Below are 21,427 nucleotides of genomic sequence, written 5' to 3' on the forward strand. Positions count from 1 at the left end.
AAAGCCAGTTGCAATTTGTCCGATAAAGCTCTTCCGATGATCACGCTGCTTGTGTAGGTACCGCAATGGGTGTGGGAGTTTCGGAATGACAATGACGGGTACGCTGACACGAGCCGATCTAGCCGAATCGCTTCATCGCGAAATCGGACTTTCGCGATCGGATGCTTCTAAAGTCGTCGAACAGATCCTGACCGAGATGTGCGAAGCGCTGACCAGCGGGCAGAATGTCAAGATTTCGGGCTTTGGTACGTTCGTCCTGCGCGACAAGGGTGAGCGCATCGGTCGCAACCCCAAGACGGGCGTCGAGGTGCCGATCGCACCGCGCCGCGTGCTGACGTTCCGCGCAAGCCAGATGATGCGCGAACGCATCGTCGGCGCAGGCTGAGGCACGCGATGCCGGACAGTTCCGGCAAGGCCAGTACCGCATTCCGGACCATCGGCGAACTGTCGAACGATACCGGCTTGCCACAGCATATCCTGCGCTACTGGGAAACGCGTTTTCCCCAGCTCCGACCGCTCCAGCGTGCCGGGAATCGTCGCTATTACCGCGTCGAGGACGTCGCGCTGGTGCGCCGGATCGACCAGCTGCTCAATCGCGACGGCTATACCGTGCGCGGCGTCCAGCAGCTGCTGGCCGCCGAAAAGGGCGCACCGCCCGCGGTCGCTGCCGAGATCGTTGCGCCCGCCGAGACGCCGATCACGGCACTGCGCGCGATCCGCGACATGCTCGCCGAGGCCCTGGCCGCGGATTGATCCGCATGCCTGCCGGTTCGTCATCCTCGCGCGGGCGGGGATGACGATCGACGGCGGTCCCTTACCGTTCGCGGGTCGCGGCGAAGCGGATCTTCGAATAGCGGTCGGCAATATAGTTCACTTCCCACGCGCTCTTGGCGAGGAACACCGGGTTCCCGTCGCGATCCTTCGCCATTGCGCCGCGGTTGATTTCGGCGAAGGTCTTGAGCTCCTGCGGGTCCTCCGCCGATATCCAGCGTGCGGTCTCGTAGGGCGCGGGTTCGAGCCCCGCCGCGACCTTATACTCCGCGTCGAGCCGCGAGAGCAGCACCTCGAGCTGGAGCTGCCCGACGACGCCGATGATCCAGTTCGAGCCGATGTCGGGGTAGAAGACCTGCGTCACCCCCTCCTCCGCCATGTCGTCGAGGGCTTTTCGCAACTGCTTAGTCTTGGTGAAATCCTTCAGCACGACGCGGCGCAGGATTTCGGGCGCGAAGTTCGGCAGCCCGGTGAAGCGGATCGCGGCGCGTTCGCTCAGCGTATCGCCGACGCGCAGCGTGCCGTGGTTGGGGATGCCGATGATGTCGCCCGGAAACGCCTCGTCCGCCAGCTCGCGGTTCTGCGCGAAGAACAGGATCGGCGAGTGGACCGCGATCGGCTTGCCGTGACCCGTGGGGGTCAGCTTCATGCCGCGCTTGAACACGCCCGAGCATAGCCGCATGAACGCGATGCGATCGCGGTGGTTGGGGTCCATGTTGGCCTGCACCTTGAACACGAAGCCGGTGACTTCGCTTTCGTCGGGCGAGATGGGGGCGGGCTCGGCAGGCTGCGCGCGCGGTGGCGGGGCGTAGTCGGCGAGCGCGGCGATCAGTTCGGCGACACCGAAATCCTTGAGTGCCGAGCCGAAATACACCGGCGTCAGATTGCCTGCGCGATAGGCGTCGGCGTCGAAGCTCGAATAGCCGCCCTGTGCGAGTTCGGCCTCGTCGGAGAGGCGGACGATCCCTTCGGGGCTGAGGATCTCGGCGAGCTTGGGGTCGTCGATACCCGCGAACGGGATCGCCTTGCCCATGAACTCGCGGCTGTCGCCTTCGGGGCGGCTCAAGGTATTGGCGTAGAGATCGTAAACGCCCTCGAACTCGCCGCCCATGCCGACCGGCCAGCTCATCGGGCAGACGTCGAGCTGGAGCATCTCGGCCACCTCGTCGAGCAGCGAGAACGGGTCACGGCCCTCGCGGTCGACCTTGTTGACGAAGGTGATGATCGGCACGTTGCGCAGGCGGCAGACCTCGAACAGCTTGCGCGTCTGCGGCTCGATGCCCTTGGCGGCGTCGATCACCATGACCGCCGAGTCGACCGCGGTCAGCGTGCGATACGTATCCTCGGAAAAGTCTTCATGGCCCGGCGTATCGAGCAGGTTGAAGGTGATTCCCTGGCGCTCGAACGTCATGACGGACGAGGTGACCGAGATGCCGCGCTGCTGCTCGATCTTCATCCAGTCGGAGCGCGCGCGCCGGTTCTGGCCGCGCGCCTTCACCTCGCCCGCAAGATGGATCGCGCCGCCGAAATAGAGCAGCTTCTCGGTCAGCGTGGTCTTGCCGGCATCGGGATGCGAGATGATCGCGAAGGTGCGGCGGGGAAATTGGGTCATGGCGTGGGTCCGGGGAGCCTGTCGCGGCTCGCAAAGAAGGTTGGGCCGGGAGTCCGGCGGTCATGCTGCCGCTCTTGGCAGATGCGGGGGCCGGAGGACAGGGGGGCCGTCGCGGCGATAGCTGCTCCCCTCCCCTGAAGGGGAAGGGCTGGGGGCGGGGTCTCACCACGGGCGTGGCGCTTGCGGCTATACCCCACCCCAACCCCTCCCCTGAAGGGGAGGGGCTTTCAGCGGAGCAGCGTTACGTGGAGCGCGATGCTCTTTGTGCCGCCTGCTGGAATCTCGAACACGCCGGGCTTGGCGCGGAAGTCGCCGTCATAGCCTTCGGGGTCGGCAATGCCGTGCCACGGCTCGACACAGACATAGGCGGCGCCGGGCTTGGTCCAGAGGCCGAGCATCGGCGTGTCGGGGAAGTCGATCCGCAGTTGCGGGCCGGTCTCGGCGCCATAGGTGACCGAGTCGGACCGGACCGAATCCCAGACCAGCGCATCCTTTGCGAACAGCGCGTCCTGCAGGCGCAGCGTCCGCCCCTCCAGTGGCGAGGGCCGCTCCCCCTCCGCGATCGTGCCGTCGTCGGCGATCATGCGCAGCGCATCGGGCTCGTCGGCTGAGAAGACGATGCGGTGGTCGGCGCGATCCTTCCCGTAAGGCAGCGGCCAGGCGAAGGCGGGATGGAAGCCGAAGCTCGCCGGAAGCGGCTGCGCGGCGGGGTTGGTGATCGCGACGTCGACGCTCAGCGTCGCGTCGACCAGCGCGAACGTCACCGTCAGCCGGAAATCGAACGGATAGACCGCACGCGTCTCGGGCGTCGCCTCGAGCGTGAAGGCGACCGATCCGGGCTGCTGCTCGGATACGGCGAACACCATGCGCCGCGCGAAGCCGTGCTGCTTCATCGAATATTCGGTGCCGTCGACGCGAATCGTGTCGCGGTAGGGGCGACCGACGACGGGGAAGAGGATCGGTGCGTGGCCGGTCCAGAAGGCCGGGTCGGCGTTCGTCATCAGCTCGCGCCCGTCCGCGTCCTTCAGCGAGGTGAGCTCGGCCCCGAGCAGGTTGATCTGCGCAGTGAGGTGGTCGTTGGCGATCGTGATCAGGTCGGTCATTGGGGTCCTTCCTTCGTGGTCGAACGCGCGGGTCTTCAAAACGCTCATCGGACAGCCCGGCGGCCCCACCCCGGCGAAGGCCGGGGTCCAGTTGGAAAGGTGGAAGTAACGAGGGACTGTCCGCCGTTACACCCGTTCCCCAACTGGGCCCCGGCGTTCGCCGGGGTGGTGTTGGAGGGTGAGGAGACGCTCAGACGCGCAGGCTCGCGCCCTGCTTGGCGGCCGCCGCGACGACCTTGTCCGCCACCGCCTTCAGCTCCTCGTCGGTGAAGCTCTTGGCGGTGGGTTGCAGGACGATCTCGACCGCGACCGACTTGTGGCCGTCCTCGACGCCCTGCCCGGTGAACACGTCGAAAACACGCGCCGAGACGATCGCTGCCTTGTCGGCGCCCTTGACCGCACGGACCAGCGCGTCGGTCGCGAGCGCCGCCGGCACGAGGAACGCGAAGTCGCGGCGGACCGCCTGCAACGCCGGCGGCGTGTAGGCCGGGCGCGCGAAGCCAGAGGCGCGCTTGGGCGGGATCGCGTCGAGATAGACTTCGACCGCAGCGACCGCGCCGTCGAGGTCGAACGCCTTGAGCACCAGCGGATGCAGCATGCCGAAGCTCGCCAGCACCGTCTTCGGTCCGAGCCGAAGCGTGCCCGACTGGCCCGGATGCCAGGCATCACCCGCCTCCCCCATCACCTGGAGATTGTCGACCGGTGCGCCCGAGGCGGCGAGCAGTGCCAGCGCTTCGGCCTTCGCATCATACGCGTCGAAGCTCGCGGCCTTGCCGTCGCGCCAGCCGCGCGGGCGGCGGTCGCCCGCCAGCACCACGCCGAGCGTCGCGCGTTCGGCGTCGGCGAGATAGCGGCGACCGATCTCGAACAGGCGGACGCTCTGCTGCCCGCGCTTGAGGTTGCGCCCCGTTGCGGCGAGCAGGCCGGGGAGCAGCGAGGGGCGCATGACCTTGAGGTCTTCGCTGATCGGGTTGGCGAGCGTCCACGCGCCGCCACCGAACGGTGCGGCTTCGGCCTCCGACAGGAAGCTCCACGTCACCGCTTCGTCGAGCCCGCGGGCGGCGGCGGCGCGACGCGAGCGGCGTTCGAGCTTCTGCTCGGGCGTGGCGGTCGGCTTGGCGACGCCGGGCATGCGCGGCAGCGGGGTCGAGGGGATGCTGTCGATGCCCTCGATCCGGACGACTTCCTCGACGAGGTCGGCGGGGCCGTCGACGTCGCGGCGCCAGCTCGGGACCGTGACCGGCCATTTGCCCTCGATCGTCGAGAACAGCGCGTCGCTGAACGCATCCGCGCTCTTGATCGCACCGATCGTGAAGCCGAGCGACAACAGCGTACGTGCCTGGCGTTCGGGGGCGACGTGGAGGCCGCCGAGATCCGCGCTGAGGCGCGGGTCGTAATGGATCACGCGCGGCTCCGACGGCACTTCGCCCGAGCGCGTGACCTCACTCGCGGTGCCGCCGCAGACGTGAAGCACGAGCGCGGTGGCGATCGCGAGGCCGTCGTCGAGGAACGCCGGATCGACGCCGCGTTCGAAACGGCTGCGCGCGTCGGAGGTGAGCGTGAGCTTCTGGCCGGTGCGCGCGATGTGGTCGGGATCGAAATAGGCGCATTCGATCAGCACGTCGGTGGTGTCCGCCGAGACGCCCGAATGCTCGCCGCCCATGATGCCGCCGATGTCGTGCACGGCGGTATCGTCGGCGATGACGGTCATGCTGGCGTCGAGCGCGTAGGTCTTGCCGTTGAGCGCGACGACCTGTTCGCCGTCCTTGGCCTTGCGCGCGACGAGACCGCCCGACAGCTTGGCGCGGTCATAGACGTGCAAGGGGCGGCCGAGGTCGATCATCAGGTAATTGGTGATGTCGACGAGCGCGGAGATCGGCTTCTGGCCGATCGCGAGCAGACTGCGGCGCATCCAGTCGGGAGACTCGCCGTTGGTCACGCCGGTGACGGTCTGCGCGAAGAAGGCGGGGCAGCCCGCGGTGTCCTCGGTGCGGACCGATGGCCCTGCCCCGTCGGTGACGATCGGATCGAAGATCAGCGGCGTGAGCGTGCCCATGCCCGCCGCGGCGAGATCGCGGGCGATGCCGCGCACGCCCATGCAATCCTGGCGGTTGGGGGTGATCGCGACGTCGATGACGGGGTCGGTGAGCCCGGCATAGTCGGGGTAGGGCGTGCCGATCGGCGCGTCCGCGGGCAGCTCGATGATGCCGTCATGATTCTCGCCGAGCTCCAGCTCGCGCGTCGAGCACATCATGCCGTTCGATTCGACCCCGCGGATGCTCGCGAGCTTGAGCGTGACGTCGAGACCGGGGACGTAGGCGCCCGGCGCACCGAACACGCCGACCAGCCCCGCGCGCGCGTTGGGCGCGCCGCAGACGACCTGCAGCGGGCCGTCACCGGCGTCGACCGACAGGATCTGGAGCTTGTCGGCCTGCGGATGGCGTTCTGCGCTGAGAACCTTGGCGATTCGGAACGCGGCGAGCTTCTCGCCCGGATTCTCGACGCCTTCGACTTCGAGGCCGATACGAGTCAGCGCGTCGACGATCTGGTCGAGCGTGGCGGTGGTTTCGAGATGCTGCTTGAGCCAGCTGAGCGTGAACTTCATGCGCCGACTCCTGCCGACAAAGTGGGGACGTCGAGGCTCGAGAAACCATAATGTTTCAGCCAGCGGATATCGCCGTCGAAGAACGGGCGGAGGTCGTCCATGCCGTATTTGAGCATCGCGAGCCGATCGATGCCGCAGCCGAACGCAAAGCCCTGCCACTCGTCGGGATCGAGCCCGCAGGCCTCGATCACCTTGCGGTGGACCATCCCCGAGCCGAGGATCTCGAGCCAGCCATCGGGCTCCGCGCCGCCGACGACGCGCTTGCCCTTGACCAGCGTGTAGCCGACGTCGATCTCGACCGAGGGTTCGGTGAACGGGAAGTAGCTCGGGCGCATCCTGAGCACGATGTCGTCGCGCTCGAAGAACGCCTTCACGAAGGTTTCGAGCGTCCACTTCAGATGGCCGAGCGTGATGCCCTTGTCGATCACGAGGCCCTCGACCTGGTGGAACATCGGCGTGTGCGTGGCGTCCGAGTCCGAGCGGTAGGTGCGGCCCGGCGCGATGATGCGGATCGGCGGCTTCTGGCTCAACATCGTGCGGATCTGGACGGGCGAGGTGTGCGTGCGGAGCAGCGAGAAGGTCGTCTTCTCGTCGGCGGTGCCCGCGGCCTTCGCGTCGATCCCCTGCTGGAGATAGAAGGTGTCGTGCATCGCGCGCGCCGGATGCGTCTCGGGAATGTTGAGCGCGGAGAAATTATGCCAGTCGGTCTCGATCTCGGGCCCGGTCGCGACCGCGAAGCCCAAGTCGGCGAAGATCTCGGCGAGTTCGTCCATGACCTGGCTGACCGGGTGGATCGTGCCGGGCATGGGCGCGTCGGCGGGCAGCGTCATGTCGAGCGTTTCGCTGGCGAGGCGCGCGTCGAGCGCGGCGCGTTCGAGCGTCGCTTTGCGCTCTGCGATGCCATTGGCGACGGCTTCGCGCAGGCCCTGGATCACCGGGCCCTGCACGAGGCGCTCGTCGGGGGTCATCTTGCCCAGCGTCTTCAGCAGCGCGGTAATCGTGCCCTGCTTGCCGAGCGCCTCGACCCGGCACGCCTCCAGCGCGTCGAGGCCGGATGCCGCGGCGATCGCCGCCAACATGTGTTCGCGCATCTGGTTCAGGTCTTGCGTCACTGTCTCACATCCTAACTTCGTTGCCCCTGCGAAAGGCATTACGCACGTGCCTCGCGGCTACCACCGACGCTGCCGCTATGGATTCCCGCGTTCGCGGGAATGACGGAGCGGGGCAAACCCCAGACCGATCGCGAGATCATCCCAATCGAGGTTTGTCGCTTCGATCAGTCGCAGCTTCCAGTCGCGATTCCACTTCTTCAGCTGCTTCTCGCGTGTGATCGCCGCTTCCATCGTTTCGGCCATTTCGTAATGCACGAGCCGGTGGATGCCGTAGCGGGAGGTGAAGCCCTTGATCAAGCCTTCGCGGTGCTGGTGGATGCGGCCGAGCAGGTTTGAGGTGACGCCGATGTACAGCGTGCCGTGCCGGCCGCTCGCGAGGATGTAGACGCAAGGCTGCCAGTCCATCCGCCATCCCCTCGTACCGTCATCCCCGATCTCGTCATCCCCGATCTCGTCATCCCCGCGGAGGCGGGGAACCATATTGGCTGACGCTCGCAGTAATCACAACGGTTCGGAGTTTATGGGTTCCCGCCTGCGCGGGAATGACCCGTTGGGGCGGGCGGATGATCACCATCGCGGAGTTTCGATTTCCCCAAACGCGAAAAAGGGCACCGGTGGTTTCCCACCGGCGCCCTTTTCAAACCCAACCTCAGTCGCGAATTACGCGGCCTGGGGAAGCGCTGCCTTCGCCTGTGCGACGATCGCGCTGAAGGCTGCGCCCTCGTGCATGGCGATGTCGGCCAGGACCTTCCGGTCGAGTTCGATACCCGCCAGCTTCACGCCGTGCATGAACTGCGAATAGGTCAGACCCTCGGCGCGGACGCCGGCGTTGATGCGCTGGATCCACAGGCCACGGAAGGTGCGCTTCTTAACCTTGCGGTCACGATATGCGTACTGTCCGGCCTTTTCGACGGCCTGACGGGCGATGCGGATGGTGTTCTTGCGACGGCCATAATAGCCCTTCGCCTGAACCAAAATGCGCTTGTGCTTGGCGCGGGTGGTAACACCCCGTTTTACGCGTGCCATTGTCTAATTCCTTCTCAGCTCAACGCAGGCCGTAAGGCGCCCAGGCCTTCACTGCTGCGGTATCGGCCTTGGACAGCAGCTTGGTGCCGCGGTTCTGACGGATGTACTTGCCGTTGTGATGCGCCAGACGGTGACGCTTGCCGGCGACGCCGTGCTTGAGCAGGCCGGTGGCGGTGAGCTTGAAGCGCTTCTTGACGCCGCTCTTGGTCTTCAGCTTGGGCATTTTTATCCTTTCGGTTACGAAGGGAAACGCTGAAATCGCCGCGGCAGCCCACACTGGCCGGGCGATTCGTCGAACGCGCATCCCTTCGAGGAAGCGGGGCCGATACCCGCATCGGTCCGAAATCTCAAGTCGCATTCCCGGATTAATGCGGCATCCGACCACAGTGGAACCGCTACGCCCGCCATGCGATAGGCTTATCATGGACGCCAGCCCGACGCAGCCGATCGACGCCCCCCCGCCCGCCGCGGCGCAGAAGAGGCGCAAACGGCGGATCCTGCGCAACATTCTGATCGGGATCGTCGCGGTGATCGCCGCGATCTGGCTGGTACTCTACATCACCAAGGGTCGCTTCCTGAAGCATCCGTTCGAGCGGATCGTCGGGTCGATGACCCACCGCACGGTGACCGTCGGCGGCGATTTCCAGCTCTATTTCGCGCCGTTCCGAATCAAATTCTATGCCGAGCGCTTCACGCTCTCCAACCCCGACTGGGCGAGCCGGCCCAACCTGTTCCAGGCGGACAAGCTCGACACGCGGATCGCGCCGCTGTCGCTGATCTTCGGCAAGCGGCGGCTCTACTGGCTCGACCTGGTCAACGGCACGGTCGATCTCGAATGGAATGCCGCGCATACCGCCAACAGCTGGACGTTCAGCGACAAGAAGGGCGGCGAGCCGCTCGAATTCCCGCGGATCGACGTGGCGACGGTGACGGGGACGAGCGTGCGCTATCTCGACCCGCGAATGCGCGTGCTCGCCAATCTCGACGTCGCCGACATCCGCTCGGTCGATGCGACGATCGGCCGCGCGGTCGGCCTCAAGGGCACCGGCCAGCTGCGCGAGACGCCGTTCACGGTGACCGCGCAGCTGCTGTCGCCCGACGCGACCGCCAATCGGGGACAGAACAAGCTGGTCGCGCGGATGCGCGCGGCGGGCAACGTGATCGACGTCGCCGGCACGCTGCCGAGCATAGCGGACGTCGAGAACGTGCCGCTCGCGGTGACCGCGCGCGGCGCCAACCTGTCGACCCTGCTCGGCGTGATCGACGTCGCGATCCCGAACACACGCACCTATCGGCTGCGCGGGCAGCTCGTGAAACAGGGCGAGGGATATCATTTCACGCGGATCACCGGCGTGGCGGGGAAGACCGATCTGGCGGGCAAGCTGACGATCACCAATGGCGAACGCATCCATCTCGATTCGGTGCTGGCGACCAAGAGCCTCGACATCGTCGATGCCGCGCCGTTCATCGGCTACAATCCCGACATCGTCGAAAGCCGCGGCGCGGTGGCGGCCGCCGCTGCGACCGGCGCGGGCGCGCAACGCCTGTTGCCCGATGGGAATTTCCCGGTCGAGACGATGCAGATCTTCGATGCCGACCTGAAATGGACGATCGGCGTGGTCCGGTCGAAGAACATCCCGATCTCGAACGTCGACCTGACGCTCGACCTCGAGCGCGGGCGGCTGGCGCTGTCGCCGCTGACGTTTGCGATGGCGCGCGGCAATGTCGCCTCCGACGCAGTCTTCGACACGCGATCGCGGCCGAGCGCGGTGTCCTACGACATTCGCCTCGCACCGACGCCTATGGGGCGGTTGCTCAAGGGCTATGGGCTTGCCGAGGCGGGGACGACCGGGACGATCAAGGGGCGGATCAAGCTCGACGGGCGCGGCGATTCGATCCATGATTCGCTAGCCTCGTCACGCGGCCGGATCGCGTTCGTGATGCCGTCGGGCGCACTGTCGGTGCGCAACGTCCAGCTCGCCGAGCTCGACATCGGCACGTTCGCGCAGCGGATGTTCCAAGGCAAGCTCGACGAGCCGGTCCAGGTCAATTGCGGCCTGATCGGCTTCACCGTGCGCGGCGGTGTGGCGGCAGCGGACCCGATCCTGATCGACACGAGAAAGAACGTGATCGTCGGGCGCGGCGGGTTCAGCTTCCGCAACGAGGCGGTCGACCTCGCCTTCCGTGCCGATTCGAAGAAGTTCAGCCTGTTTGCGGGCCAGTCGCCGGTCGGGTTTGGCGGGGTGTTCGCGGCACCGAAAATGAGCGTTGTGTCGAAGGACCTGCTCGCCCGCGTCGGCACCGGGCTGGGCCTCGCGCTGGTGGCGACGCCGGTCGCGGGTGTGCTCGCGTTCGTCGATGTCGGCGATGCGAAGGCCACCGCGTGCGGCCCGGTGCTGGCCGGCGCGACCGCCAAGGCGCAGCGGACGACCAAGGGCGAGACGCGCGACGATGTCGGCCGCGGGACGACCGCCAAGGGCGAGGACGGCAAGGCGTCCGAGGCGGAGAAGAAGGGGCAGAAGAAGAAGTTTCTGGGGATCTTCTAAGGCGGCGGCGGCGCTGCAGTTTTTTTTTGCGCCTACAAGCCCATCCCGTCACCCCGGCGAAAGCCGGGGCCCATGGTTTCGGCCAGCGCGGTTAGCGACCGTTCCGTGTCCATGGGTCCCGGCTTTCGCCGGGATGACGGATATCAGATTGGGTGCGAGGCATGACGCCCGTCGGCCACCAAGACGGTATCAATGGTCGTGATCGCCGTGGTTATGCGAACCGCCATCGTCATGCGCATCACCCGCGATCCGGTGCATCGCCTCGAGCACGTCGTCCAGCCGCGCCGGATCGCCGATCGCGAGCACATGACCTTCGCTGTCCGCGGTCAGCGGGTCGCCGTTCCAGTCGCACATCATCCCTCCGGCGCCTTCGACGACCGGGACCAGCGCGGCGAAGTCGTAGAGCTGGAGACCCGATTCGCAGACGACGTCGAGATGCCCGCTCGCGAGCAGCCCGTAATTATAGCAGTCGCCGCCATAGACCGGCCCCTGGCGCGGATTGCCGCCCGAGATAGCCGCGACGAGCGCTAGGTAATGCGGGACGTCAGCCTCGCCGAACAGATGCGGGCTGGTCGTCGCGATCGTCGATCCCGCCAGCTCGCGACAGACCCGGGTGCGCACCGGCACGCCGTTCAGCGTCGTCGGACGCCCCGCGACGCCGACCCAGCGTTCGCGCTGGACCGGCTGGTCGATGATCCCGAGCACCGGCCAGCCATCCTCGACCAGCGCGATCAGCGTGCCGAAGATCGCGCGGCCGACGGTGAAGCTGCGCGTGCCGTCGATCGGGTCGAGCACCCATTTGCGGTTGGTGACGCCGGTCTTCTCGCCAAACTCCTCGCCGACGATACCGTCGCCCGAGCGTTCGGCGTCGAGCAGCCGGCGCATCGCCGATTCGGCCTCGCGGTCGGCGCGGGTGACGGGGGACTGGTCGTCCTTGATCTCGACGCCGTGCTCGTGGCGGAAATAGGGTCGGATGACGTGGCCCGCGGCATCCGCGAGGCGGTGCGCGAGATCGATATCGGCTTGGGTCACTGGCATCTGCCCTGCCTATCGATACGGTACGGCGCGAGCAATGGACGGATGCCGCGAGCGGGCGTACGTCACTGCGATCATACCGGAGTATAGCCCCATGCGCCTTGTCCCGACTCTCGCCGCCCTCCTCCTCGCCACCCCCGCAGTCGCGGCGCTCGCGCCCGGTGCGAAGGCGCCCGACTTCACCACGCGCGGCGCGATCGCCGGCAAGGTGTTCACGGTCCACCTCGCCGAACAGCTGAAGAAGGGCCCCGTCGTGCTCTACTTCTTCCCCGCGGCCTATACCGGCGGCTGCAATGCCGAGGCGCATGCCTTTGCCGAGGCAGTCCCCGCGTTCAAGAAGGCCGGCGCGACGGTGATCGGCATGTCGGCGGACAACGTCGAGACGCTGAGCAAATTCTCGGCGGAGAAATGCGCGGGCAAGTTCGCGGTCGCAAGTGCAGGGCCGAAGGTCGTCGCGGGCTATGACGTCGCGCTCGGCAAGCAAGTGATGGGACGCAATGTCACGAAGCGCACCAGTTACGTGATCGGCCGCGACGGCCGGGTCGCCTTTGTTCACGACGACATGAACCCGGCCGAGCATGTCAGTTCGACGCTGGCCGCAGTTGAGACGCTTAACCGCCGATAGATCCGCAAATCGTCACGCGTTGCTAACCTTTATCGTTCTATTCCGGGGGCGAAACGGGGGCAAATGACATGCGGGACGCGCAGGGCGCACAACAGGTGAGCACGGAGGACCTGTTCGACCAGATCGGCCGATTCCTCCGTAAGCACCGGTTGCGTCCGGATCCGTCGCATTATGCGTTCGCGCATGCCGTGCTGTCGGCGCCGGACGGCCCGCTCGCGGCGCAGGTTGCGCGATTGACCGAGGGCGGCGTCCGGCTGCTGCGCAGGGATATCGAGGCGCTTGGCGGACAGGTTACCGATACGCCCGCGACCGTCGACCCCGACGACCAATGCGATCCCGCGCTGCGCGAGGGTGAGGCGGACCGGCTGGTCGCCGAGACGCAGGAGCATGTCGACGGATTCGCGACGATCATGCACAGCATCCACGCCGAGACCCGCGGCTTCGGCCATGACCTGGCGGAAAGCGCGGCGGCGATCACGACCTCGCCGGGACTGGCCGAGATCGACGAGATCACGCGGATCACGACCGCGATGATCAGCAGGATCCGCGAGTCGGAGGTGCGGCTGGCCAAGGCGAAGCACGAGACCGACGTCCTGCGTGCCAAGCTGATCGAGGCGCGCGACAGCGCACGGCGCGACACGCTGACCGGCCTGCCCAACCGGCGCGCGTTCGACGAGGCGTTCGGCGCACGCGACGCGGACAAGGGCCCCTATTGCCTGGCCGTATGCGACGTCGACCGGTTCAAGCGCGTCAATGACGCGTTCGGCCACGGCGTCGGCGACCGGGTGCTGACCGCGATCGGCCAGATGATCGCGGTCGGGTGCGAGGGGCATCTCGTCGTGCGGCACGGCGGCGAGGAGTTTGCGGTGCTGTTGTGCGGCGTCAGCCTGAGCGACGCCGCGCGCCTGCTCGATTCGGTCCGCGCGATCGTCGCCGCCAAACGCTTCCGCAATCGCGAGACCGATTCGCCGCTGGGCCAGATCACCTTTTCCGCAGGCGTCACCGCGATCCATGCGGACGAAGCCGCCGAGAGCGCGTTCGCCCGTGCCGACCGGCTCCTTTACACCGCCAAGGGCGACGGGCGCGACCGGATCTGCGCCGCCTGATCCGCGCGGCGGTCCGCGGCACCGATCCTTGGCGCCGTTCACCGGATTCGTGTGGCGCAAAATCCCAACCGCTGCGGGGGTGCCACGAAAAACCGCGCTGTTTCAACCGGATACGGAACTGGCACGGGGTGTGCAAAGCAGGGGATATCGGCAGCCGGATGGTCCGGACGCCGCCATCACCGAAGGGAAGCCACCATGTCCTCGATCCATTTCGAATCCGCCAAGCGCATCCTCCTCTCGTTCGCCGGGGCGCTGGTCTTCGCCGGCATCGCGATCAGCGCAGCGACGCCGATCATCCCGATCGCGTGATCCGGCCTGACTGCGGAGACTGCATCATGCTTCATCACCTCCATCGCGGCCAATACCGGCCCGACCGCCTGCGGGACAGCGGCCTGCTCGTCGGCATCGTCGCCTTCTCGACCACGGTCCTGCTGATCGCGACCCACGCCGCAGCATTCGCCTGACCGGCAGCGTGGCGGATCCCTGCCCGCCACGTGCGGGTCGCGGTCAGGCCGGCATGGCCGATGAAGCGGGGCCGACGGGCGCGGCCTCCTCGCGCGAATAGGTCCCGATCAGCAACCCCGCCGCGAGCACATGCCCCGACATCGCCTCGACCAGCGCGGTACGGCCTGGCGACACGCCCGGATCGCCCAGCGCCGCATCGAGCGCGAAAAGCTGGAAGGCGTAACGATGTTCGCCATGCCCGGTCGGCGGATCGGGCGGCAGCCAGCCTTCGCGCAGATAGGAATTGCGCCCGACATCGCCGTCGGGCGTCCCTGCGCCGTCGGCCGTGATCGCACCTTCGGCCAGTCGCAGCCGATCGGCAGCGATATGCCAGACGATCGCGTGAACCAGCGGCTGCGGAGTCGGCGCATCCGCATCCTCGACGATCAGCGCGAGCGCGGCGGTGCCCGCCGGCGGCGCACTCCAGAGCAGCGGCGGCGACACCCCGTCACCATCGGCAGTGAACCGCGGCGGCAACCGCCCCTCATGCGCAAAGGCGGGGCTGGTCAGGTCGAGCGTCGCGAACCCGGTGCCGGCCTGCGCGCCCGACCCGAGAGCGGAGCGGGCGATCACCAGCGCTTCTGCACCAGCGCGCAATCCTTTAAGTGCGTGGCCGAGCCAGGCAGGCATGTGTTCAAGCATCGTTTCCACCCTCCGAAGGACAGGCGCCGGGGCGCAGGACCGGTGCGCCATCGGCATACCAGCGGCTCTGGTCCTGCATCGTGCCGGCATCATGATAACAGGCCTGCGCCGTGCCACCCGCCGGATCGATTGCGACCATCCAGTTGTGATCACCACAATTATGCGCCTCGCACCCCCAGGAGGCGATGCGCCGGCCCCGTTGGAAGATCGGCGTCTGCGGTCCCGAGCGTCCGCGGATCAGCGACCGCAGCCGCGCATCGTCGACCACCGCGAGCAACCCGCCGGCCACCTCGGTGCGATCGAAGAAATCGACGCCATCGACCGCGTCATGCGGATATTTGCCGACATAAGCGGTGAGCGGCGTGGTCTGCGCCTGCCCCGCCACGGGGGTCGGCGTCCGCGTGGCAGGCGGCGTGAAATTGGTGACCGCAGCAGTCTGCTGAGGATCGTCGCCCGCACTGCAGCCTGAAACGGCCATGGCAAGCATTGCCATCCCCGCACGCAGCGACAGGGTAATCGGCGCAGCCCCGGATCCGATATGCATCGCAGCCCCCTCATGCTCTTTTCATCCCAACGCGCCGACCGGGCCGAGGTTGCCCGCGATGCCCGCACTGCCGGGGCGACTCGATGATCCGAATCTACGGGTATGCGCGAGTGCAAGCGTGTATCGTCGCCGTCCCGGGGCGCTCCGTCCCGCCGGAAGGGCAGCATCATGGCCAAGAGCCAGAAGAAATCGAACAAGGAAGTCCGCAAGCCCAAGGCCGAGAAGGAGCCCAAGGCGAACGCGTCGAACCCGACGACCAAGGGCAAGCCCGTCGAGATGACGACGCTCAAGTGATCCGGCACGAAACAGGACGATGACGATGGCGGACGACGATTACGTCTATGACGAGGCCAGCGGCGAATGGGTCGCCGCCGACGCCGCATCCACGACCCGCGCGGCGGACGACGACACGGTCGTGGTCCGCGACTCGGTCGGCAACGTGCTGGCGGACGGCGACCAGGTGACGCTGATCAAGGACCTGACCGTCAAGGGCGCGGGCCAGACGCTCAAGCGCGGCACGCTGATCAAGGCGATCCGCCTGACCGGTGACGCGCAGGAGATCGATTGCCGCTACGAGGGGATCAAGGGTCTGGTGCTGCGCGCGGAATTCGTGCGCAAGCGGTAACGGACGTACCCCTTATCCTCCCCCTGGCGGGGGAGGATAAGGGGTGTGGCGGATCAGACGTCCGCGGGGAGGTAGATCTCGCTGCCCTTCTCGCGGAACCTCTCGCTCATTTTCGCCATGCCCTTTTCCGCGTCGGCATGCGCACCCTTGGCGAAGATCGCGCGGTTGGCGTCGGTCTGATCGACATCGGCCGCTAGGAACGTGTCGGCCGGGCCATTCTGTTTCGCGGCGAAGTCCCTCACCTCCTGCGTGATCTTCATCGAGCAGAATTTGGGACCGCACATCGAACAGAAATGCGCGGTCTTGGCGCCTTCTGCGGGGAGCGTCTGGTCGTGATATTGCTCGGCCGTATCGGGGTCGAGGCTCAGGTTGAACTGGTCGCGCCAGCGGAATTCGAAGCGCGCGCGGCTCAACGCATCGTCGCGCATCTGCGCGGCAGGGTGACCCTTGGCGAGGTCGGCGGCGTGTGCGGCGAGCTTGTAGGTGACGACGCCGACCTTCACGTCGTCGCGGTCGGGCAAGCCCAGATGCTCCTTGGGCGTGACGTAGCAAAGCATCGCGGTGCCGTACCAGCCGATCTGCGCCGCGCCGATGCCGCTGGTGATATGGTCATAACCCGGCGCGATGTCGGTGGTGAGCGGCCCCAAGGTATAGAAGGGCGCCTCGCCGCAGACCTCGAGCTGCTTTTCCATGTTTTCCTTGATCTTGTGCATCGGCACATGGCCGGGGCCCTCGATCATCACCTGAACGTCGCTCTTCCAGGCGCGGTGGGTCAGTTCGCCGAGCGTGTAGAGCTCGCTGAACTGCGCCTCGTCGTTCGCGTCGGCGATGCTGCCGGGGCGCAGCCCGTCGCCGAGCGAATAGGCGATGTCATACGCCTTCATGATCTCGGTGATCTCGTCGAAGCGCTCGTAGAGGAAGCTCTCCTTGTGGTGGCTGAGGCACCATTTCGCCATGATCGAGCCGCCGCGCGAGACGATGCCGGTGACCCGCTTGGCGGTCATCGGGATATAGGCGAGGCGCACGCCGGCGTGGATCGTAAAGTAATCCACGCCCTGCTCCGCCTGTTCGATCAGCGTGTCGCGGAAGATTTCCCAGGTCAGATCCTCGGCGACGCCGCCGACCTTTTCGAGCGCCTGGTAGATCGGCACGGTGCCGATCGGCACGGGGCTGTTGCGCAGGATCCATTCGCGCGTGTCGTGGATGTTGCGGCCGGTGCTGAGGTCCATCACCGTGTCCGCGCCCCAGCGGATCGACCAGACGAGCTTGTCGACCTCGGCGGCGACGTTCGACGCGACTGCGGAGTTGCCGATATTGGCGTTGATCTTGACCAGGAAGTTGCGGCCGATCGCCATCGGCTCGGATTCGGGGTGGTTGACGTTGTTGGGGATGATCGCGCGGCCGCGTGCGACCTCGTCGCGGACGAATTCGGGGGTGACGAAGTCGGGGATCGACGCACCGAAGCTCTCGCCGTCGCGCTTATACTCTTTCAGCATCGCGCGGCCGAGATTCTCCCGCGTCGCGACATATTCCATCTCGGGCGTGATGATGCCACGGCGTGCGTAATGCATTTGGCTGACATTGGCGCCAGCCCTGGCGCGCAACGGGCGCTTGATGCTGCCGGGAAATTGCGGGACGCCGTCCGAGCGGTCGGGGCCGAGCTGGCCATTATCCTCGGGCCGGATCTCGCGCGCGTCGTAGCTCTCGACGTCGCCGCGCGCCTCGATCCACTGGCGGCGGAGTTGCGGCAGGCCGGCGTTGATGTCGATCGTCGCCCTGGGGTCGGTGTACGGACCGCTGGTGTCGTAGACCCGCAAGGGCGGCTCGGAACAGCTCGGGTCGAGCACGATCTCGCGCATCGCGACGCGGACGTCGGGGCTGGAGGGCACCGCGACATGAACCTTCCGCGAGCCGCGTATCGGGCCGGTGGTGACGCCGATATCGGCGGTCGGGATGCGGGGATCGTAATCGGCCATGCGCTTGCTCCTAAAGGTCTCGGAGCAAGGCATGCGGTTCTGTGGCGACCGCTCCCTCCCTCCGCCGGTATCAACCGGATCAGGTTCAGCGGGTCGAAGGCTCCTGCCTTCCTCTCAAGCGCGGATCGGCGCTCCCCCGGGGTAGGGCGAGCATAGGCGCAACAGACGGGGGCGCAAACGAAAAACCCCGCGCGGTCGGGCCGCACGGGGTTTCGGGTCGATCGGCGGGTTGCGATCAGAAGGTGTAGGTCAGGCCCACCGCGCCGAGCCACTGGTCGGCATCGCCGACGTCCGCGACGATCGGGCTGTCCTTGTACTTGCCGAGCATGCGGCCATAGAGCACGCCCGCGCCGACGCCGAACCCACGGCGCAGATCGCCCGACAGGCTCTGCAACGCGAAGGCGGAGACGTTGACCCGGCGGAAACCGCTGTCGTTGATGTCATAGGTGCGCAGACCGCTGTTGATCGTGCCGATCGGCGTGACCGCGGCATAGGTCCGGCCAAAGCCCTTGCCTGCATAATCCGCCGACAGGCCGAAGGCGACCAGGGTGCGGACCGACAGCGGCGTCGTGTAGTTGACCTGTGGGGTGATGACATAGCTGTCGTGCGTGCCCGACACGTCGTGGATATAGGCGACGCGCGCGGTCAGCGTGTCGTAATCGCTGGTGATGACGCCGGTCTTGCCGATGCCGACGAAGCCGCCGACTTCATAGGCCGTGTCGATCTTGCCGAGCGCGCGGACCTGCCGGTTGTCGACCCGGCCCGTGCGATCGGTGCGGACGGCGGCGATAACGCCGACTTCGTAGTTGATCCCGACGGACCCGGTATTGGGGATCAGGTTCACATAGAGCTGCGTACCGCGTGTGAAGAAGTCATGGCCACGGACCGTACCGATCGCGACCGCGCCGGGGGTGAAGCTGTTGCTGTCCGCACCCTCGTAATCGGGAAGCGACGCGACGCCGAGACCGAGCGTGATGCGGTTGTTGTCGGCGGGATCGGTGATTGGCGGGGTCGGATTGGGATCCGTCTGCGCAAGTGCCGGCGTGGCGAGGGCGACTGCCGCGGTTGCGGCAGTCAGAACGAGTGAGAATGCGCGCAAGGACGGGCTCCGGACAAAAAGGTTCCACCGCGCAACGCGGGGCAACCCCATTCGGTCCGTTGCAATCCGTCAGAAGATGTAACGCATCCTGACCTGTTGCATTTCGGCATCACCGGCGAGCATGAACCGTGCCGCGGAAAAGCGCGGCGGTCCGAAGCGTACCGCGGCGTTGTTCGAGAAACCATAGCCCTCGCGCGGGATACCCGCGATCGTGTCGAGCTTGGAGTTGCTGTTCTCGTCATGGATGATCGCCAGCGCATAGCCACGCTGCGGCAGGCCCGGAAAGCTCGTCGTCCGGACCGCGGCGGGCAGGGTCCGGGTCAGTGCCTTGGCATCGTCGACACAGGCGGGGAAATTGTCGGGGTCGGCGGTCAGGCAGATACGGATCAAGCCCTTGGCCGAGCGAAGATTGTCGACCTCGACGTCGAGCCGCGTGACCGGGCTCGCTGCCGCCAGAACGGCCCAGACGGCGGCCGCCGCCAGCACGCGCGGCAGCCTTGGCATGCGAGCTGCCCGCATCGCCGTGCTCCCGGTCGGTGCCGCAGAGCCGATCCCAGAACCGGAAAATGAGCTCATAATTGCACCTGTATCGTTCATGATGTGGCTGATGGTGGCTGGCCGTGATCAGCCATGTCCCCAATGCTCCCCTCCACATGAACCGGGGAAAAACCTCCCGGCCCATCGGATTGGCCCCCTCCATAACGGTCATGACCGTCAGAGCCAAACCGAGCGCACCGCCAGGGTCGGAATCGCAATGACCCGTAGCGGAATTATCACAGCGCCGGGACCGGATCGAACGCCGTTGCCATTCAGACCCTCGGTCGACCACGCCCGGCCGGTGCTCCACCTGTTTGCACTGACTCTAGTCTATCGCCCCCGCAAAATGATCGAAACCGGCGGCATCCGGGTACGCGGCTGCAAAGCACGACGGCCTGTGCGCCTGCAAACCTAACGCCGCCCCATTCTATGTCGGAACACCGGACCCTTATCATATCTTTATCGATTTTACAGAATTCAGCGCCACGAATTCATCTATCGAACTTTATTTGACGCCTCCCAATGTGATATTTTTTTTCAGGTCAACAGATTTGAGACCCTGATAGCAGAACATTGCTCCATTACGACGATATCGCCTGTTTGAAAGTCCGACGCCATGTCAGAGACAGGCCATCTCGATACTATAAATTTAGGAGATGAGTATATGGCAACCATCAACATCATGATTGCTGTGGATGTGGAAACAGCTCAGTCGACGGCCAGTGGCCAGACCATCACCCAAGGTCTGTATATGATCGACACAACGGGCTATGAAGGCACGTCCGAGGGTGGCAACGAGTTGACGACGCCGTGCAACGCCGGTGACGTCTTGGTGTGGACCGTCTATCCCATCAATCCCGCCCATAATATCGCAATCACCGGGTTTACCGGTCAATGCACGCAGAACCCGCCGAATAGTGTATTCCAGAAGCTTGAAAAACAGACGACGCCCGCGGGCGTTATCTATTGGACCTGTGTGATCAACAACGGCACAGCAACGGGGTCCTACCAGTACAGCGTCGTCTTCTCGATGTCGGGCAAGACTTACAGCTATGACCCGTTCATCAAGGTCCCGGCGAACTGATCGCCAGCGCGTAAACATGGGCATGTGCGCTCCCGGCTGATCCGGAAATGAGCGCGCGCCGCACATGGTGCCGGGCAGCAGCGACGACTTGCGGCTGCCCGGTACCGTAAAAACCCGCGCAGTTCCTCGGCCAGCATCGCTCGACCTGTCCGCCGAGCGTCCGGAACCGAGGTCAGGCGCGCCGGTCGAGGATCAGGATCGGCGCGTCACGATAACGACCCTCGATGCGCAGGCGGTAGCCGAGGCGCTCGGCGAGGCGGAGCGAGGGCGCGTTGCGGCGGTCGATGATGCAGGTCGTCGCGGCGATGCGCGGGTCGGCCCAGGCCAGGACCGCCGCCATCGCCTCCGACGCATAACCCTGTCCCTGCGCGTCGCCGGTCAGCGTCCAGCCCATTTCGGGGCCGATCGCACCGGGACCGTCGATCGGCGGCAGGATCGCGCGCCGCGCTTCGATCAGACCCATCTCGCCGATCAGCCGGCCGGTCACAGTCTCGCGCACGATCCAGCTGCCATAGCCGAACACGGTCCACTGCCCGATCGAGCGGAGCAACCGGATCCACACCTCCTCGCGACTACGCGGCGTGCCGCCGATCATCGCATAGACGCGGGCGTCGGCCCACATCGCGGCGCAGTCGTCGAGATCGGCAGGGACATGGCCGCTCAGCGTCAGGCGCGCCGTTGCCAGCGTCGGCGCCTGGGGGTGGCGGGGGTCGGGATCGCCGGCGTGCGGTGCTGGCGAAGCGTCGGTCGGATGTGTGGGGGGCATGGCGGCTCCGGATCTGGCATGGACATAGTGGCGGAGATGGCGGCGGCGCGCCATGCCCGACCTGACGTCCCCCGTCCCTCCGTGTCGGGTGCGCGATGGCAGCGGACGA

Annotated in this window: 23 protein-coding genes, 1 pseudogene and 1 riboswitch; of the genes and pseudogenes, 9 read left to right on the plus strand and 15 right to left on the minus strand. The window is 66.3% G+C overall.

Annotated features, from left to right (window positions below; all coding sequences use genetic code 11):
* Nucleotides 1–85: 85 nt before the first annotated feature.
* Both IFT71_RS10645 and IFT71_RS10650 read left to right on the plus strand, forming a co-directional pair.
* Nucleotides 86–385, plus strand: a complete 300-nt coding sequence (locus tag IFT71_RS10645) for an integration host factor subunit alpha (protein ID WP_031395326.1) — start codon at nucleotides 86–88, stop codon at nucleotides 383–385.
* Between the two features lie 8 nt (nucleotides 386–393).
* Nucleotides 394–753, plus strand: coding sequence for a MerR family transcriptional regulator (locus IFT71_RS10650; protein WP_056673414.1), 360 nt, complete (start codon nucleotides 394–396; stop codon nucleotides 751–753).
* A 61-nt stretch (nucleotides 754–814) separates the two neighbouring features.
* Here IFT71_RS10650 and IFT71_RS10655 read toward each other — a convergent pair whose 3' ends face one another.
* The 7 genes from IFT71_RS10655 to rpmI all read right to left on the minus strand — a co-directional run bounded on the left by IFT71_RS10655 (nucleotide 815) and on the right by rpmI (nucleotide 8,452).
* Nucleotides 815–2,383 (minus strand): peptide chain release factor 3, encoded by a 1,569-nt coding sequence (locus IFT71_RS10655; RefSeq protein ID WP_192140716.1) that lies wholly within the window; start codon nucleotides 2,381–2,383, stop codon nucleotides 815–817.
* A gap of 227 nt (nucleotides 2,384–2,610) precedes the next feature.
* Nucleotides 2,611–3,486 carry an aldose 1-epimerase family protein gene (locus tag IFT71_RS10660; protein WP_192140718.1) on the minus strand — a complete coding sequence of 292 codons (876 nt, stop codon included), beginning with the start codon at nucleotides 3,484–3,486 and terminating at the stop codon, nucleotides 2,611–2,613.
* A gap of 190 nt (nucleotides 3,487–3,676) precedes the next feature.
* On the minus strand, nucleotides 3,677–6,091 hold the full coding sequence (pheT, locus tag IFT71_RS10665) for a phenylalanine--tRNA ligase subunit beta (RefSeq protein WP_192140720.1): 2,415 nt from the start codon (nucleotides 6,089–6,091) through the stop codon (nucleotides 3,677–3,679).
* Entirely contained in the window at nucleotides 6,088–7,182 is a 1,095-nt protein-coding gene (pheS, locus tag IFT71_RS10670) for a phenylalanine--tRNA ligase subunit alpha (protein ID WP_192141248.1), read from the minus strand. Before pheS ends, pheT begins: the two co-directional genes overlap by 4 nt.
* Nucleotides 7,183–7,278: 96 nt before the next feature.
* Nucleotides 7,279–7,608, minus strand: coding sequence for a GIY-YIG nuclease family protein (locus IFT71_RS10675; protein WP_159512876.1), 330 nt, complete (start codon nucleotides 7,606–7,608; stop codon nucleotides 7,279–7,281).
* A gap of 255 nt (nucleotides 7,609–7,863) precedes the next feature.
* A complete protein-coding gene (gene rplT, locus IFT71_RS10680; protein ID WP_031395288.1) occupies nucleotides 7,864–8,229 on the minus strand; it encodes a 50S ribosomal protein L20 in 366 nt (121 codons plus the stop codon).
* A 19-nt stretch (nucleotides 8,230–8,248) separates the two neighbouring features.
* The gene (gene rpmI, locus IFT71_RS10685) at nucleotides 8,249–8,452 is read right to left on the minus strand and encodes a 50S ribosomal protein L35 (protein WP_031395289.1); all 204 of its coding nucleotides are present in this window, start codon (nucleotides 8,450–8,452) and stop codon (nucleotides 8,249–8,251) included.
* 199 nt (nucleotides 8,453–8,651) lie between these two features.
* Here rpmI and IFT71_RS10690 point away from each other — a divergent pair, with 199 nt between their 5' ends.
* Entirely contained in the window at nucleotides 8,652–10,775 is a 2,124-nt protein-coding gene (locus tag IFT71_RS10690) for an AsmA family protein (protein ID WP_192140722.1), read from the plus strand.
* A gap of 189 nt (nucleotides 10,776–10,964) precedes the next feature.
* Here the strand turns inward: IFT71_RS10690 and IFT71_RS10695 are convergent, their stop codons facing one another.
* The gene (locus IFT71_RS10695; protein ID WP_192140724.1) at nucleotides 10,965–11,813 is read right to left on the minus strand and encodes an inositol monophosphatase family protein; all 849 of its coding nucleotides are present in this window, start codon (nucleotides 11,811–11,813) and stop codon (nucleotides 10,965–10,967) included.
* A 91-nt stretch (nucleotides 11,814–11,904) separates the two neighbouring features.
* Here IFT71_RS10695 and IFT71_RS10700 point away from each other — a divergent pair, with 91 nt between their 5' ends.
* The 3 genes from IFT71_RS10700 to IFT71_RS21710 all read left to right on the plus strand — a co-directional run bounded on the left by IFT71_RS10700 (nucleotide 11,905) and on the right by IFT71_RS21710 (nucleotide 14,005).
* Nucleotides 11,905–12,435: a peroxiredoxin gene (locus IFT71_RS10700; RefSeq protein WP_056673387.1), complete on the plus strand. Its 531-nt coding sequence runs from the start codon at nucleotides 11,905–11,907 to the stop codon at nucleotides 12,433–12,435.
* Nucleotides 12,436–12,530: 95 nt separating this feature from the next.
* On the plus strand, nucleotides 12,531–13,541 hold the full coding sequence (locus IFT71_RS10705; protein WP_342212635.1) for a GGDEF domain-containing protein: 1,011 nt from the start codon (nucleotides 12,531–12,533) through the stop codon (nucleotides 13,539–13,541).
* A 335-nt stretch (nucleotides 13,542–13,876) separates the two neighbouring features.
* Entirely contained in the window at nucleotides 13,877–14,005 is a 129-nt protein-coding gene (locus IFT71_RS21710) for a hypothetical protein (protein WP_268745752.1), read from the plus strand.
* Nucleotides 14,006–14,048: 43 nt separating this feature from the next.
* Here the strand turns inward: IFT71_RS21710 and IFT71_RS10710 are convergent, their stop codons facing one another.
* Together IFT71_RS10710 and IFT71_RS10715 are read right to left on the minus strand one after the other, a co-directional pair.
* Complete coding sequence (locus IFT71_RS10710; RefSeq protein WP_192140728.1) at nucleotides 14,049–14,687, minus strand: YbhB/YbcL family Raf kinase inhibitor-like protein; 639 nt, start codon at nucleotides 14,685–14,687, stop codon at nucleotides 14,049–14,051.
* Nucleotides 14,680–15,231, minus strand: a complete 552-nt coding sequence (locus IFT71_RS10715) for a hypothetical protein (protein ID WP_192140730.1) — start codon at nucleotides 15,229–15,231, stop codon at nucleotides 14,680–14,682. Before IFT71_RS10715 ends, IFT71_RS10710 begins: the two co-directional genes overlap by 8 nt.
* 168 nt (nucleotides 15,232–15,399) lie before the next feature.
* On the opposite strand from IFT71_RS10715, the gene IFT71_RS21715 reads away from it, so the two are divergent.
* Both IFT71_RS21715 and IFT71_RS10720 read left to right on the plus strand, forming a co-directional pair.
* Complete coding sequence (locus tag IFT71_RS21715) at nucleotides 15,400–15,525, plus strand: hypothetical protein (protein ID WP_260171387.1); 126 nt, start codon at nucleotides 15,400–15,402, stop codon at nucleotides 15,523–15,525.
* A 25-nt stretch (nucleotides 15,526–15,550) separates the two neighbouring features.
* Nucleotides 15,551–15,856 (plus strand): alkylphosphonate utilization protein, encoded by a 306-nt coding sequence (locus IFT71_RS10720; protein WP_031439303.1) that lies wholly within the window; start codon nucleotides 15,551–15,553, stop codon nucleotides 15,854–15,856.
* A 53-nt stretch (nucleotides 15,857–15,909) separates the two neighbouring features.
* Here IFT71_RS10720 and thiC read toward each other — a convergent pair whose 3' ends face one another.
* The 4 genes and pseudogenes from thiC to IFT71_RS21435 form a co-directional block, all read right to left on the minus strand.
* Nucleotides 15,910–17,832: a phosphomethylpyrimidine synthase ThiC gene (gene thiC / locus IFT71_RS10725; protein WP_192140731.1), complete on the minus strand. Its 1,923-nt coding sequence runs from the start codon at nucleotides 17,830–17,832 to the stop codon at nucleotides 15,910–15,912.
* 39 nt (nucleotides 17,833–17,871) lie between these two features.
* A riboswitch (TPP riboswitch) is annotated at nucleotides 17,872–17,979 on the minus strand.
* Nucleotides 17,980–18,067: 88 nt separating this feature from the next.
* On the minus strand, nucleotides 18,068–18,931 hold the full coding sequence (locus IFT71_RS10730) for a MipA/OmpV family protein (protein WP_234387246.1): 864 nt from the start codon (nucleotides 18,929–18,931) through the stop codon (nucleotides 18,068–18,070).
* A 69-nt stretch (nucleotides 18,932–19,000) separates the two neighbouring features.
* On the minus strand, nucleotides 19,001–19,450 hold the full coding sequence (locus IFT71_RS21430) for a DUF2141 domain-containing protein (RefSeq protein WP_244654865.1): 450 nt from the start codon (nucleotides 19,448–19,450) through the stop codon (nucleotides 19,001–19,003).
* A pseudogene (locus tag IFT71_RS21435) lies at nucleotides 19,356–19,714 on the minus strand (sterol desaturase family protein); the annotation flags it as partial. The gene IFT71_RS21430 and the pseudogene IFT71_RS21435, both read right to left, overlap by 95 nt.
* Before the next feature lie 418 nt (nucleotides 19,715–20,132).
* Here IFT71_RS21435 and IFT71_RS10740 point away from each other — a divergent pair.
* Nucleotides 20,133–20,552: a hypothetical protein gene (locus tag IFT71_RS10740; RefSeq protein WP_192140740.1), complete on the plus strand. Its 420-nt coding sequence runs from the start codon at nucleotides 20,133–20,135 to the stop codon at nucleotides 20,550–20,552.
* Between the two features lie 172 nt (nucleotides 20,553–20,724).
* On the opposite strand, the gene IFT71_RS10745 is transcribed toward IFT71_RS10740, so the two are convergent.
* Nucleotides 20,725–21,318: a GNAT family N-acetyltransferase gene (locus IFT71_RS10745; protein ID WP_192140742.1), complete on the minus strand. Its 594-nt coding sequence runs from the start codon at nucleotides 21,316–21,318 to the stop codon at nucleotides 20,725–20,727.
* Between the last annotated feature and the right edge of the window lie 109 nt (nucleotides 21,319–21,427).

Source organism: Sphingomonas sp. CFBP 13733 (assembly GCF_014841795.1).
Lineage (GTDB): Bacteria > Pseudomonadota > Alphaproteobacteria > Sphingomonadales > Sphingomonadaceae > Sphingomonas > Sphingomonas aerolata.

Bases quoted from the DNA above. Each gene is read 5' to 3' on its own strand.
- IFT71_RS10740 (WP_192140740.1), top strand. From the start codon at position 20,133: ATGGCAACCATCAACATCATGATTGCTGTGGATGTGGAAACAGCTCAG.
- pheT (WP_192140720.1), bottom strand. From the start codon at position 6,091: ATGAAGTTCACGCTCAGCTGGCTCAAGCAGCATCTCGAAACCACCGCC.
- IFT71_RS10715 (WP_192140730.1), bottom strand. From the start codon at position 15,231: ATGCATATCGGATCCGGGGCTGCGCCGATTACCCTGTCGCTGCGTGCG.
- IFT71_RS10675 (WP_159512876.1), bottom strand. From the start codon at position 7,608: ATGGACTGGCAGCCTTGCGTCTACATCCTCGCGAGCGGCCGGCACGGC.
- thiC (WP_192140731.1), bottom strand. From the start codon at position 17,832: ATGGCCGATTACGATCCCCGCATCCCGACCGCCGATATCGGCGTCACC.
- IFT71_RS10650 (WP_056673414.1), top strand. From the start codon at position 394: ATGCCGGACAGTTCCGGCAAGGCCAGTACCGCATTCCGGACCATCGGC.
- IFT71_RS10690 (WP_192140722.1), top strand. From the start codon at position 8,652: ATGGACGCCAGCCCGACGCAGCCGATCGACGCCCCCCCGCCCGCCGCG.
- rplT (WP_031395288.1), bottom strand. From the start codon at position 8,229: ATGGCACGCGTAAAACGGGGTGTTACCACCCGCGCCAAGCACAAGCGC.
- IFT71_RS21430 (WP_244654865.1), bottom strand. From the start codon at position 19,450: ATGCGGGCAGCTCGCATGCCAAGGCTGCCGCGCGTGCTGGCGGCGGCC.
- pheS (WP_192141248.1), bottom strand. From the start codon at position 7,182: ATGCGCGAACACATGTTGGCGGCGATCGCCGCGGCATCCGGCCTCGAC.
- IFT71_RS10660 (WP_192140718.1), bottom strand. From the start codon at position 3,486: ATGACCGACCTGATCACGATCGCCAACGACCACCTCACTGCGCAGATC.
- IFT71_RS10745 (WP_192140742.1), bottom strand. From the start codon at position 21,318: ATGCCCCCCACACATCCGACCGACGCTTCGCCAGCACCGCACGCCGGC.
- rpmI (WP_031395289.1), bottom strand. From the start codon at position 8,452: ATGCCCAAGCTGAAGACCAAGAGCGGCGTCAAGAAGCGCTTCAAGCTC.
- IFT71_RS10700 (WP_056673387.1), top strand. From the start codon at position 11,905: ATGCGCCTTGTCCCGACTCTCGCCGCCCTCCTCCTCGCCACCCCCGCA.
- IFT71_RS10695 (WP_192140724.1), bottom strand. From the start codon at position 11,813: ATGCCAGTGACCCAAGCCGATATCGATCTCGCGCACCGCCTCGCGGAT.
- IFT71_RS10720 (WP_031439303.1), top strand. From the start codon at position 15,551: ATGGCGGACGACGATTACGTCTATGACGAGGCCAGCGGCGAATGGGTC.
- IFT71_RS10710 (WP_192140728.1), bottom strand. From the start codon at position 14,687: ATGCTTGAACACATGCCTGCCTGGCTCGGCCACGCACTTAAAGGATTG.
- IFT71_RS21710 (WP_268745752.1), top strand. From the start codon at position 13,877: ATGCTTCATCACCTCCATCGCGGCCAATACCGGCCCGACCGCCTGCGG.
- IFT71_RS21715 (WP_260171387.1), top strand. From the start codon at position 15,400: ATGGCCAAGAGCCAGAAGAAATCGAACAAGGAAGTCCGCAAGCCCAAG.
- IFT71_RS10645 (WP_031395326.1), top strand. From the start codon at position 86: ATGACAATGACGGGTACGCTGACACGAGCCGATCTAGCCGAATCGCTT.
- IFT71_RS10655 (WP_192140716.1), bottom strand. From the start codon at position 2,383: ATGACCCAATTTCCCCGCCGCACCTTCGCGATCATCTCGCATCCCGAT.